This window comes from Flavobacterium sp. IMCC34852 (assembly GCF_030643905.1).
In the GTDB taxonomy this organism is placed as follows: Bacteria; Bacteroidota; Bacteroidia; order Flavobacteriales; family Flavobacteriaceae; genus Flavobacterium; species Flavobacterium rivulicola.
In genome coordinates this window covers 2,279,134-2,292,327 of sequence record NZ_CP121446.1, presented here as the reverse complement: position 1 = coordinate 2,292,327, position 13,194 = coordinate 2,279,134, and the positions used below count along the sequence as shown (strand labels likewise).

Sequence of the window (13,194 nt, the reverse complement as noted above, 5' to 3'; positions counted from 1 at the left end):
TTATCGGAACCAATTACCAATTGAGTGGAAGATGCGACCAAAGAAAGTGCGTTTAATTTCAATTAATCCTGTAAGAGCTCCATCCAATTCAACTACAACAATTTCTTCTTTGGTTTTATTTACTGTGATTTCCTTAGATTCATAGCCTAAAAAATCAACAACTAATATATCTCCTTTTTTAACTTTTAACTTAAAATTCCCATTAAAATCGGTTTGTGTTAAAGTGGTTGTACCTTTAATTATAATATTAGCTCCGGGTAACGGACCGGTCGCATCTTTTACAATTCCGGATACTATAATTTCTTCTGGTTTTGGTGTAATGATAAATTTACCCAACATTCTAGTGTCGGTTTGCTCTGTTTTTACGGGTTCCTGAGCAGTAACTTCATGGGTTCCGATACCAATTAAACTTACTAAAGTAGCCGTAGTAGCCAACCAAATCGGGCTGTTTTCTTTGGGTTTTACCAAATCACGGTCGAGTTGGGAATTTAAAAACCGACCGCAAAGATTTTGGTTTTGTTGAAATGCAGTTACAATTTCACGGTCGCTGGCTTTGGTAAAATCGTGAACCTTTTTTTGACAAGAAGCACAGAATTTACCCTTATCAACAGCAGTCATTCGGTCCCAATTTTCATGGCAAGGTTGCGGAATAGAAATGTTTATTTTGGTCATCATGATGGTCTTTTTATTTAAAGAGTATCATTGGAACCAAAAGGTTGGAAAGCGATTTAAAATTTATTCACTAACCTTAATTTCAAAAGTCTTATTCCAGTTTTTACCGGTGACAAATATGGTGTTAGTCGATTTTCTAAACGCAATGCCGTTGAGCACTTCCGCTTCTTTGTTGGTTACTTTAGCTCGCAAAGCGGATAAATCCAATACGGCTTCTACCGCACCGCTCTTCGGATTGATTACCGCAATAGCATCTTTCTGCCAAATGTTACCATAGATTTTTCCGTTAATCCATTCCAATTCGTTAATCGCTTTTATCTTGCTGTCGCTGGTGTAAACATTGATAAAATCAACCAATTTTTGGGTTTCCGGATCCATGGTCCAAATCTTTTCCGTACCGTCGGAATGGTAAATCATTTTACCGTCGTTGGTCATTCCCCAACCTTCCACTTTTCTGTCGTATTGGAACGATTTTATTTTTTTCATCGTTTTGGCATCGTACACAAAACCTTCACCATTTTCCCAAGTCAGTTGGTATAATTTATCGTTTAAAACGGTGATGCCTTCTCCAAAATACTGTTGGTCAAGCGCTACTTTTTTATAAGCCTTTCCGGTTTTATAATCTACTTTGGCAAAATAGGATTTCCCTTTTAATCCGGTGCTTTCTACTAAAGTGTCTTGGTAAAATTCATAACCTTCCGTAAAAGCATCTACATCGTGACCATAAGTATTGACCACAGTGTACTTTAATAATTTAGGCGTAACAGTCGCCGCAACTTCCACACGTGTGGTAGTTGAAATGGTATCGCCTTCAAAATATATTAAGGCTTTGATGTTTTGGTACCCCAATTTTCTACCGTTCAAATCCAAACTAAATTTACCATTGCCTTTAACCGAACTGACTCTTTCGTTATTGGCAAAATAAACCACGCTATCAATGGTTTTGTTTTCGGAATTCAACAAAGTGAAATCAACTGTCTCATCGGCTTTGTAAATCGACTTCAAATTGTTTTCATCAAAGGAGAAATAGCCTTCTTTTTCTTTTTGACTATCACCGCAGCTGACTATGTTTAGAGCTAAAAAAGTGGTTATGAATAGATTATAAACTTTCATTTTTTAGATTTAATTTTTCACTCACAAATATATTTATATTGCTCTTAAATTCTTGCAAAAAAATAAAAAGATTGTATATTTGCAGCGGCAAGTCCTACACGACCAGCTCCTGCAAAATCCTCCAGGATGGGAACATAGCAAAGGTATGTGGTTGAGCGGTGCGATGTAGGTCGCTTGCCATTTTTTTCAAAAAGTATCCCGAAGTTTGTCGGGATTTTTTATTTTTATACCCTATGGTTTTATCTTGGCAAATAGTAAAGTTCAATCTCAAAGAAACCTTTGCCATTGCCTATGGAAATTATACTTTCAGAGAAGCCTTAATCGTAACCTTGCAAAGTCATGGCGAAAAGGGTTTTGGCGAATGTACTTCGATAGATTATTACGGTATTAATTTGTCGGATTTTGAAATGATTCTGGCCAAAGTTAAGAACCAAATTGAAAGCCAAAAAACCAATCATCCCACCGAGTTTTATACTTTCCTCTTGTCTTTGAATTTACCGAGTTTTCTGCGTTCCGCTTTAGATTGTGCTTATTGGGATTTGTTTGGAAAACTTGAAAAGCAATCTTTTTTGGCACTCAACGAAATCAATTTTAACCAGCTTCCGGAATCTTCCATCACCATTAGCGTTGATTCAGTCGAAAACCAGATTAAGAAGATATCACAATCGGCTTGGTCTAAGTTTAAAGTCAAGTGCAACCATTTTAGCGAAAGCGATATCACACAATTGCTTCAACTGAATAAAAACATAGCTTTAGATTCCAACGGTAGTTTTACTGCCGAAGAATGTCTTTGGCTCGAGAACAATCAGAAAGTTTCTGAGTTCACTTATTTGGAACAACCCATGAAAACAGGAGCAGAGCAGTATTCCGTTTTGCATTCAGACAAATATGCCAATTGGATGGCGGATGAAGATTGCCAGGATATTTCAGCGCTGAATGATTTGGTGCCGCATTATAAAAGCATCAACATCAAATTAGTAAAATGTGGCGGATTGACTCCGGCGCTTGAAATGATAGCCGAAGCCCGAAAGTTAGGTTTCAAAATCATGATAGGCTGCATGACCGAATCCACCATAGGCATTTCGGCCGGAGCGGTTTTAGCGCCCTGGTGTGATTATGCCGATTTAGACGGCGCCAATTTAATCGCCAACGATATTGCCAAAGGAACTCAGATTGTCAATGGTAAAATTCAGCTAAGCGAAAATCACGGTTTAGGAATACAATTAATCTAATTATCTTTATAAGTTTTATATCTAATATTTGAATTTTAATATCTAATATTTAATGAGCAAAGTAGTTTTAATCACCGGCGGTTCTTCGGGTATTGGCAAAGCCATTGGCGAATTTTTGTTTCACAAAGGGTTTACGGTTTACGGTACAAGCCGAAATCCCGAAAAAATCACCAATTCACTCTTTCCCTTGATTGCTTTGGATGTTCGCAATACCGAAAGCATTCAACACGCCGTTGAAAAAGTAATTTCCATTTCCAAACGAATTGACGTGGTCATCAATAACGCCGGCGTTGGGATTACCGGACCCTTAGAGGAAATTCCGACCGCTGAAATCAAAAATAATTTCGAAACCAATTTTTTTGGCCCCATAGAAGTCATCAAAGCCGTTTTGCCACAAATGCGTGAGCAAAAATCAGGTTTAATCATCAATATTACTTCTATTGCCGGTTATATGGGATTGCCTTATCGTGGGGTATATTCGGCATCAAAAGGCGCTCTGGAAATTATCACCGAAGCCATCAGCATGGAAGTAAAATCGTTTGGGATTAATGTGGTGAATGTTGCCCCCGGCGATTTTGCTACGAATATTGCTTCCGGCAGGTATCATGCACCGGTTGTGGCCGGTTCTGCCTATGAAGCACCTTATGGCAATACCTTGAAACAAATGGATGAGCATGTGGATAGTGGCAGTAATCCTGATGAAATGGCCATCGCTATTTACCAAATCATTCAAGATAAAAATCCGAAATTGCATTATAAAGTCGGGGCATTTATGCAAAAGTTCTCCATCGTTTTGAAAAGAATATTACCCGATAGAATTTACGAAAGCATGTTGATGAATCATTATAAATTAAAGGGTTAAGTTATTAGCAGAAAATAAGTTTCCTTTTTCAAATTAGGTGTTGTACTTTTGCACCACGAAAACAAAAACACAACTTTATACACAAACATTACACTATGAAATTTTTTATTGACACAGCCAACTTAAACGAGATTAAAGAAGCACAAGGACTTGGCGTTCTTGATGGCGTTACTACTAATCCGTCGTTGATGGCTAAAGAAGGCATTACCGGAAAAAACAACATCTTAAAACACTACGTTGACATTTGCAACATAGTTGACGGAGACGTAAGTGCCGAAGTAATCGCAACCGATTTTGACGGAATGGTAAAAGAAGGCGAAGAATTAGCTGAATTACACGAGCAAATCGTGGTAAAAATCCCTATGACCAAAGACGGTGTGAGAGCTTGTAAATATTTCTCTGATAAAGGCATCAAAACCAATGTAACTTTGGTATTCTCTGCCGGTCAGGCTTTATTGGCTGCCAAAGCCGGAGCGACTTATGTATCGCCTTTCTTAGGAAGATTAGATGATATCTCAACTGACGGTTTGGGCTTGATTCAAGAGATTCGCGATATTTATGACAACTACGGATTTGAAACTCAAATCTTAGCAGCCTCAATTCGTCACACTATGCACGTGGTGAACTGTGCTAAAATTGGTGCCGATGTAATGACCGGACCATTATCCTCTATCACAGGATTGTTGAAACACCCTTTGACCGATATCGGTTTGGCCCAATTCTTAGCCGATTACGCAAAAGGGAACCAATAGGCAGTATTCAGTGTTCAGTGTTCAGTGAGCAGTCAAACTTTACTATAATAAAAAAGCGTCTCGAAAATCGAGACGCTTTTTTTATACTGACCACTGACCACTCTTATTTAAGTTCTTCTTCAAAATTCAACTCAAACACATTGGTAAACGCGTTACTAACCAATCCGTTGTCACCTAAGATGATGGTTCTGTGTATTTTGGTAATCACCCATTTGGTTTTGAGGTCTTCAAAATCGGCACAACGGTACTCTTTGAGGTTGCTAAACTTGTATTTGTTCAACAGCGTATTCCACTCGTCTTGAGAATCATTGATATTGATACCCACAAACTGATAGTCGGGATGTTTTTTCTGGAAGTCTAATATTTTTTTATGAACGGCTTCTAAATGCGAAACGGCGTTGGCTGTCCAAAAGAATATCACGGTTTTTTGGTTGGTGAATGTATTCGAACTTATTTTTTGTCCGTTTCTATTCAGCAGCATTACTTCCGGGAGTTTGTTGCCGGCTTTTAGTAATTGAATCGCATCTCCAATTTTGATGATTTCGTTTTTCTGACTTTTATCGGTAGAAAATTTGTGGTAGGTAGCCAAAAACGTTTGGTTGTTGACCATGTTTTGGTCTTCCAGCAAATAAGTAAAGGCGATGTTGTTGAGTATGGTGTTTTTTACCTTTTCGTTTTTGATTAACGTGTCGGCGATATTCATTTTGTTGATGTTGGTTTTGAGTGCCAAATCTACTTCCGAGAAATGATTGTGGTAATTGATAGCACCCATATTGTTCAACATGTGTGACAAATACATTACAAAAGGCGAAAAGTTGGAAAGTGCCACATTATTGCAATCTACATTCTTTCTGAAATTGTAATAATCGGCCGGGATTTTTTCATACACATCGTTGCCGGTTCTCATTTTGTGAACCATAGGGTACAATTCTTTACGGGAATAGTACGGATAATCTAGCGCGGCTTTGGCATATTCATCAAATTCATCACTCCATTTGATTTCCTCTTTTTTAGCCGTATAAAACTTAGTGGCTGTTTGATAGGAAGAATCAATGGCTTTGGTAAATTTTTCGATGTCGTAATCAAACGCTTCAAAGATTTTGTTTTTGTCTTTCTCATTTTTCAAATATTGCTCCATGAGAAAGTTGTTTTTTTGATCGCCACGACCGCAAAAGATAACCGAGTTGTCAAAGTCGCGCGTATTGACACGCACCATCAAACTGTCGTTTTTGTCAAAATAAACATATTGGTATTCCGGTTCATGTTTAAACGTATATAAACCCGGCGCTAACGAATCAAACTGCACAAAGAAGCGGTTGTTTTTGTCTAACTTGATCGAATCAATCACTTCGTTATCTTTACAAAAAAGCACATATTGGCTATTTGGATTTACGATTTCCCCGCCAAAATAGGCAACATAATCACTGCCTTTAAATTCGTTTTTACACGAACTCAAAAGCGTAATTAGAGGAATTAATAAAGCAATAACTTTTAAATTTCTGTAGCTGTGCATTGAATAGAAACTAGTAAACAAAAATATTCAGATGGATTGGATAATTCTGTTAATCTATCGTTAAAGTTAAATCTCGGAAAATTTAATCAAAGCAGTACAACTTCCAAATCCGATGATGAAAATAATGACCGAATAGGTCAGTAGTTTTATCCCAAATTCTTTGTCTTCTTTATCAAAGAGTACTTTGTACAATCCTATCAAAATAGCAATGGCGCATAAGAATAGGACAATGACCAATAAGAATATTAAAATCAGCATTTTGTGTGTTTAGTGATTAATAATTATAACCCGCCCGCATTCATACTGGCTATACAAGTTCCAAAACCTATGATAAGAGCAATTACGGAACCAATGATTAATTTCACTCCGAATTTTCGGGTGTCTTTTGAAACCGCCACTAAAATGATTCCTATGACAAAAACAATCGGACTGGCAAACAGTAAAAATAGGATTATCCAACTTAAAAAATCCGACATCAAAAATAGGTTTCCCATGACTAATAATTTAATTCTTTTCTGATTTCGTCAATCTTGTTGTCTCGGTAAAACAAGTTCATCGTTTCAAACGGCACAATTTTCCCTCTTTTGTCCACGATGTGAACACAGGATTTTTTCACCGCTCTGACATCAAAATCATGCGCATCCATAAAATTCATGATAATAATACGAAAAAGATTTTCATAATGTAAACTATCCGATTTGACCCTTGGCAAACAACACATCAACTCGCCAAACTCTTCTTCGGCACAATCCACCGAAATGCCGGTGCTAAATAAATTGAGCATGTGGGTTTTCAACTTTTCATCGTTTTCAAAAACAATGGTGTTTTTCGAGTTGTTCAATAAATCTTCGGGATTAATCAGATTGGTCATCGGCATAATCTCGCCGTCTATTTTTAACGCATAAGCCATACACAAAGCATCGGGATTGCAAGGCACCGGAATCAAATCTTGTGGCGTGAATATCGGGTATTGCTCATAGATTTTTCGGCGCACTTCGGTTAAGGTGATTCTGCCTTGGTGGTCGTTGTAATTGTCATTTCTTCCCGCTACTTGGGTGGGTTGGAACGTAACACCACGCACACATTTTTGTTGCACGGCATATTCTAATATCTTCCCGATTTCATCATCGTTTTCGCCTTTTTGGAGTGTGATGACCAACGTAGTCGAAAGGTTAAATTGATTTAAATTGGCTATCGCTTTTTTACGGACTTCCGTCAAATCCTCGCCGCGGAGTTTCTCTAAAACCTCGGGTTTGAAACTGTCAAACTGCAAATAGATTTCAAAGTCGGGCATGTAACTCGCCAGTTTTTCTACAAAGGAAATGTCTTTAGCAATGCGAATCCCGTTGGTATTCAACATCAAATGGCGTATCGGTTTGCTTTTCGCCATATCCATAATCTCAAAGAATTGCGGATGCACCGTGGGTTCGCCACCCGAAATCTGTACCACATCGGGTTCGCCTTCATTGGCCACGATGATGTCAAACATTTTCTCGATTTCTTCCAAGGTGCGGTGTCGGCCATAATTGGGTCCCGAACTCGCGTAACACGTTGGGCAAGCCAAATTACATCGGTCGGTGACTTCCACAATCGACAAACACGAATGTTGCTCGTGGTCGGTGCACAAACCACAATCATACGGACAGCCGTAATGCACTTTGGTATTAAATTTCAAAGGCACTTCCGATTGCTTGTTATAGTTTCTGATTTGGCGGTAGTATTCCACATCATCGGCTATCATGACCTTGGTATCACCATGGGTTTTGCAGTGTTTGAGCATCCAAACCTTATCGTCCTGAAAGACAATTTTGGCATCAATGGTATGCAAACATTCCGGACAAAGGCTTTTGGTGTAGTCGTAGTAAATATAATCTCTATTGGGCATAGCGAAGGAGTCTTAAAATAAATTGGTAATAATAAGCAAAAAGAAAAAGCGCACTCCAATGAATACTGCTCATTCCTAAAAATAACGGATGATACGGTTTGATAAATTCGACTAAAAAGCGGTACAAAAAGTACAAGACCATAAACAATTTGAATCGGTCACCGTTGCGCATATTCTTGTGCTTAATCCTTTGGAACAACACAAACAGCAACACCATATAGGCCATTTCATAGAGCGCCACCGGATGTCGGAGCTTGCCGTCGCCTAAATCCATTCCGAAGATGAAATTGGTTGCTATGCCATAGGTGTTTTCGGTAACGCCCATACTAAAACAACCGATTCTGCCTATAAAAACCGCCACGATAATCGGAATGACATAAATATCACCCGAAGCGGTTTTCACCCCTATGATTTTTTTCATCAGTTCTACGCCAAACAAGCCACCCAAAAAACCACCGGCAACCGTTTTGTTTTGGTAAAACGTCAGCCACGTTTGGTGCATGATTTCGGCCGGATTTTCTAACATTGCAATGACTCTCGAGCCAATGAGTGCGCCTATCATCGCGCCCAGCATAATCCACAGGCGGTTGATGTCGGAAATCGGGTCGGCTATGCCTTTCTTTAAATAGTAGTAAAGGCGAACGCCTACAAAGAAAGCGAGGGTTTCAAATATAATGTGATAATTAACCGCATCGCCAAAAAGATTGAACTGAATAGGAAAGGTCATGAGTTGCGGTTTAATTAGGTGTACAATATAGCAAAAAAACTGACCACTGACCACTGCCAACTGAACACTTTTGACTACTTTTGCACCGAATTTAATAAAACACATTTCATGCTTACAGTTTCTAATTTATCGGTTCAATTTGGTAAAAGAATTTTATTCGACGAAGTAAATACGACTTTCACCCAAGGCAATTGCTACGGTGTGATTGGTGCCAACGGTGCCGGAAAATCTACGTTCCTTAAAATCTTAGCCGGCGATATCGACCCAACTTCAGGAAGAGTATTCCTCGAGCCGGGCAAACGTATGTCGGTACTGAACCAAAACCACAACATGTTCGATGAGCATACTGTGTTGGAAACCGTAATGATGGGAAACAAAGTATTATTTGCCGTAAAATCAGAAATGGATGCCTTGTATGCTGATTATGATGATAAAAATGCCGATAGAATAGGCGAGTTGCAAGTGCAGTTTGAAGAAATGAACGGTTGGAATGCCGAGTCTGATGCGGGCGCGATGTTGTCTAACTTAGGCATTGGTGCCGATATGCATTACACCTTGATGGGCGAGATGGAAGGGAAGATGAAAGTACGTGTCTTATTAGCCCAAGCGCTTTTCGGAAACCCGGATGTGTTGGTAATGGATGAGCCTACGAACGACTTGGATTTTGAAACCATCTCTTGGTTGGAAAACTTCTTAGCCAATTATGAAAACACGGTAATCGTGGTATCGCACGACCGTCACTTCTTAGATGCCGTGTGTACGCACATTTCGGATATCGACTTTGGGAAAATCAACCATTACTCGGGGAACTATACTTTTTGGTATGAGTCTAGCCAGTTAGCGGCGCGTCAAAAAGCACAACAAAACAAAAAAGCGGAAGAGAAGAAAGCCGAGTTAGAAGAATTCATTCGTCGTTTTAGTGCGAATGTGGCGAAGTCTAAGCAAGCGACTTCCCGTAAAAAGATGATTGAAAAACTAAACCTTGACGAAATCAAACCGTCAAGCCGTAGATATCCTGCCATTATATTTGATGTAGAAAGAGAAGCCGGAGACCAAATCCTGCACGTGCAAAACCTAGCTGCTTCTGTAGATGGCGAAGTATTGTTTAAGAACGTCGATTTGAACATGGCGAAAGGCGATAAAGTAGTAGTGTTCTCTAAAGATTCCCGTGCTACTACCGCTTTCTACGAAATTTTAAACGGCAACCAAAAAGCCGATGCCGGAACGTTTGACTGGGGCATTACCACAACCCAATCGTATTTACCGAATGACAACAGCTCGTTCTTTACCGACGGCAGTTTGAACTTGGTAGATTGGTTACGTCAGTTCGTAAAAACCGAAGAAGAGCGCGACGAAGTTTACGTTCGTGGGTTCTTAGGCAAAATGATTTTCTCAGGCGAAGAAGCGTTAAAAAAATGTACGGTATTGTCCGGAGGCGAGAAAGTACGTTGTATGTTATCGCGCATGATGATGATTCGTGCCAATGTGTTGATGCTAGACGAACCCACGAATCACTTAGATTTGGAATCGATCACGGCGTTTAACAACTCGTTGAAAAACTTTAAAGGTTCAGTATTGTTTACCACCCATGACCACGAGTTTGCACAAACTGTGGCTAACCGAGTTTTAGAAATTACACCAAACGGAGTAATTGACCGATACATGACGTTTGATGAGTACTTGGATGATGAGAAGGTGCAAGAGTTGAGAAAGAAGATGTATAATTAAGATAGAAAAAACCGCCTGAGAGGGCGGTTTTTTTTGAGGCTTGTTTTTAGTAAGGGATGTAAACATACTGCTAAATTTCCAATTGAGATAAACCACTATGATTTTCTTGAACAATTATTTGAATTTCCCATTACGTCTTGAAGGTTGAGTAGTATCTGTGTGACTGGATAATCGTTGTTTTAACTCTTCAATTGATGTTAAAAGGATTATGTTTCCATCTCGATAAGTTAACGCGCCCTTGCTTATATGAGCAACATCTTTTAACGCATTATCAACTTGAACTTTTGAGATATTAACAAAATTTGAAAATTCATATGAAATTGATGTTGTGACAGAATCTAATGTCCTAAGACTATCTGGCAATCTAGTTTCTAGTGATTCAAGTGCTTTAATGATGGCTCGATAAATATCAGTATAGCTTCTTTCATCTCCGGTTAAAAGTTTATCAATAGCATCTTTAACTTCTTCGGGAGTAAAACAAGTGGTGATTATTTCTACTATTTCTGGAGCAGTAATTTTTCTGTTTTCTGATTGCTCTATAACATTGGCTAATTGCTCAATTGTCCAGCAAGAAATTTTTAGTTCTTTGGCTCTTTTTGCTGCCGCTGCGTTTTCTCCGGCCGATCCTCCTGGATATGATGGAGCTATAAGTAGACAGCCGCTAGCATTTTGATCAATCATATGTTCTTGTAAACCAGCAAAATCAAGTTGCGACAATCCAGGAGTTTCTTTGGAAGATTTAGCCTCAAGAGTTATAGTAGTGACTCCATTTGAATAAGTATTAAAAGTTGCAATCCCATCTGGATTACCAGAACCTGCAATATGTTTAGCAGTAAATCCTAAAGCACGAACAGCTATGACTTGATTTATTTCTAAATCTAAGTCATTTGTAGATGAATCACGTAAAGTATCAGCTAAAAATTTTAAAGAAATTGGATGGTCATTTGCTAACCCAATTAAAAGTCTATCTCTTTTTTCAAGAATTTCTCCAACTAATCTTGTGGGGATTCCACTTTCCACCAAGTAAATTTCCAACATGGTTTCTGCAACTACAAAATCTTCAAGCAGATTTCTTGAAGAACCTTCATCAAGATTCGCTTTTATAAATGGGTGATTTTCGTTTATCCAAAATGTTTTTGATTTTATATCAAAAGTTACAAGTCTTTCGCTTCGGTCTGCTTTGGTGTATTGGAATTTATATTTTTCTTTGGCTTCTGAGTAAAACAATTTAATTAAGTCATCTTTTTCTTCTGGGGTTCCAAAATCAGCATAAAAAAAAGAGTTGTCTGGTTCGCCTCCGTGGGGAATATCACCGGGAAATAATGTTAAAGTATCAGCAATTGAAAATTCCATTAATTCATGATTGACAAAGTTTCGTTCACCCTCTTTTTTTCTGAGCTCTGGTAATTCTTTATCCTTTAAATATTGACTGTACTTTGAAGTTGCTTCGTTTAAAACTTCATTTAATAATTCTTGGAAAAATTGTTTTTGAGTCGAATTTTCTAGATTTTCTCTTGATGCGGTTATTACTTCATCTAAGTCATCAGCTTCAATAATGGCATGCATTCTATTAAATGTGCCCATTTTAGTTGGAACAGATCCGAATGTTTCATCATCTTGGTTAATGATCCGTCCACGGACTTTAATAAAAAAACCATGACTGCGTCCAACATCAGAACTTTTCCCTCCTAGTAAGGTTCTATCAGTAACATTTATTTCTCCGGTAATTCCATTTTTGAAAGTGTTAGAGACTAATTTATTATTTTCGATTCGCCAATTATCTTTGGTAGTATTATTTAATGAGTCAATTCTTTTTTTTGGTAAATCAGTAATTTTGAAACTTGTGGCAATAGTATAATTTAGTTTTGAACTATCTACATTTTCATTATTTAAAAATAACTTAAACGATGGATTAATAGGCATTGATGTAGATAATACCCATCTTAAACGTCCGGTTTTAAGGTTTTCAACCCTTTGTTTTAAAGATTCAAGAATAACAATCGTCCATGATTTTTTATTATTTGAAAGAAGAAAATCAGGAGATAAGGAAACTTTCTTTAATAAATCCAAAAAAGATTGATTGGTCTTTAGTGTTGTAAAATCTTTTATTTCTATGACAGGTAGTAAAATAGGTTCTTTACCCCCAGATGGATCACTTCTGAAGTCTTTATAGTCTAATGTGTTCAAATAAATCGTGTCCTCTTTTCTCGAAACATAAGAAATAATATTTGCAATAGAGTATGTCGCAAGTTTCCCAATACCAAACTTGCCGATAATTTTACGTTGTCCAATTGTATCGCCATCTTTGCGTTTTAGACTCGCACCAATTGACCAAAGTGTTGTTAATCCTTCTTCATCCATTCCTATCCCATCATCGTAAACAATAATTTGACTAGTTTCTAAGTTGCTTAAGTCCTCAGGTATGATTACTTTACAGTTTTCAGCGCCCGCGTCGTATGAATTAGTAACTAATTCTTCAATAGCCTTGAGAGGAGATTGGTAAAGTTGTTCAGATAGTAAACTTATTAATTCATTTGACAACGAAACTGGGATTTTTTTTGAAGTATCTTCTTGTTTACTAATTGTTGAAATAATTGAATTTTGAGTCATTATATATTTTTATTGTTTTGTAAAAAGATTTTTTTTAAAATATTTTTTCGAGCGATATGAATATAACTGCTATATAGAGTTTTAGTGAAATATTTGTTGC

Annotated in this window: 12 protein-coding genes and 1 other RNA gene; 5 read left to right on the top strand and 8 right to left on the bottom strand. The window is 37.8% G+C overall.

The window, feature by feature from the left end; genetic code table 11:
* The gene (locus tag P7V56_RS09915; RefSeq protein ID WP_205959329.1) at positions 1-675 is read right to left on the bottom strand and encodes a carboxypeptidase-like regulatory domain-containing protein; all 675 of its coding nucleotides are present in this window, start codon (positions 673-675) and stop codon (positions 1-3) included.
* 60 nt (positions 676-735) lie between these two features.
* On the bottom strand, positions 736-1,785 hold the full coding sequence (locus tag P7V56_RS09910) for a glutaminyl-peptide cyclotransferase (RefSeq protein WP_171221681.1): 1,050 nt from the start codon (positions 1,783-1,785) through the stop codon (positions 736-738).
* A gap of 85 nt (positions 1,786-1,870) precedes the next feature.
* Between P7V56_RS09910 and ffs the strand changes: the two genes are divergently transcribed.
* The 4 genes from ffs to fsa all read left to right on the top strand — a co-directional run bounded on the left by ffs (position 1,871) and on the right by fsa (position 4,631).
* An RNA gene (gene ffs, locus P7V56_RS09905) (signal recognition particle sRNA small type) lies at positions 1,871-1,968 on the top strand.
* Positions 1,969-2,018: 50 nt separating this feature from the next.
* A complete protein-coding gene (locus P7V56_RS09900) occupies positions 2,019-3,017 on the top strand; it encodes an enolase C-terminal domain-like protein (protein ID WP_171221680.1) in 999 nt (332 codons plus the stop codon).
* Between the two features lie 52 nt (positions 3,018-3,069).
* Positions 3,070-3,879 carry an SDR family oxidoreductase gene (locus tag P7V56_RS09895; protein ID WP_171221679.1) on the top strand — a complete coding sequence of 270 codons (810 nt, stop codon included), beginning with the start codon at positions 3,070-3,072 and terminating at the stop codon, positions 3,877-3,879.
* A gap of 95 nt (positions 3,880-3,974) precedes the next feature.
* The gene (gene fsa, locus P7V56_RS09890) at positions 3,975-4,631 is read left to right on the top strand and encodes a fructose-6-phosphate aldolase (protein ID WP_171221678.1); all 657 of its coding nucleotides are present in this window, start codon (positions 3,975-3,977) and stop codon (positions 4,629-4,631) included.
* A 103-nt stretch (positions 4,632-4,734) separates the two neighbouring features.
* Here fsa and P7V56_RS09885 read toward each other — a convergent pair whose 3' ends face one another.
* The 5 genes from P7V56_RS09885 to P7V56_RS09865 form a co-directional block, all read right to left on the bottom strand.
* Positions 4,735-6,144, bottom strand: a complete 1,410-nt coding sequence (locus tag P7V56_RS09885) for a TlpA family protein disulfide reductase (RefSeq protein ID WP_171221677.1) — start codon at positions 6,142-6,144, stop codon at positions 4,735-4,737.
* A 66-nt stretch (positions 6,145-6,210) separates the two neighbouring features.
* The gene (locus P7V56_RS09880) at positions 6,211-6,402 is read right to left on the bottom strand and encodes a hypothetical protein (RefSeq protein ID WP_171221676.1); all 192 of its coding nucleotides are present in this window, start codon (positions 6,400-6,402) and stop codon (positions 6,211-6,213) included.
* A gap of 23 nt (positions 6,403-6,425) precedes the next feature.
* Positions 6,426-6,638 carry a hypothetical protein gene (locus P7V56_RS09875; RefSeq protein WP_171221675.1) on the bottom strand — a complete coding sequence of 71 codons (213 nt, stop codon included), beginning with the start codon at positions 6,636-6,638 and terminating at the stop codon, positions 6,426-6,428.
* Between the two features lie 2 nt (positions 6,639-6,640).
* Complete coding sequence (locus P7V56_RS09870) at positions 6,641-8,029, bottom strand: radical SAM protein (protein WP_171221674.1); 1,389 nt, start codon at positions 8,027-8,029, stop codon at positions 6,641-6,643.
* Positions 8,019-8,756 (bottom strand): prolipoprotein diacylglyceryl transferase, encoded by a 738-nt coding sequence (locus P7V56_RS09865; protein ID WP_171221673.1) that lies wholly within the window; start codon positions 8,754-8,756, stop codon positions 8,019-8,021. The genes P7V56_RS09870 and P7V56_RS09865 overlap by 11 nt, the downstream gene beginning before the upstream one ends.
* Before the next feature lie 108 nt (positions 8,757-8,864).
* Between P7V56_RS09865 and P7V56_RS09860 the strand changes: the two genes are divergently transcribed.
* Positions 8,865-10,484: an ABC-F family ATP-binding cassette domain-containing protein gene (locus P7V56_RS09860; protein WP_171221672.1), complete on the top strand. Its 1,620-nt coding sequence runs from the start codon at positions 8,865-8,867 to the stop codon at positions 10,482-10,484.
* A gap of 114 nt (positions 10,485-10,598) precedes the next feature.
* On the opposite strand, the gene P7V56_RS09855 is transcribed toward P7V56_RS09860, so the two are convergent.
* On the bottom strand, positions 10,599-13,094 hold the full coding sequence (locus P7V56_RS09855; protein WP_171221671.1) for an ATP-binding protein: 2,496 nt from the start codon (positions 13,092-13,094) through the stop codon (positions 10,599-10,601).
* Positions 13,095-13,194 lie beyond the last annotated feature (100 nt).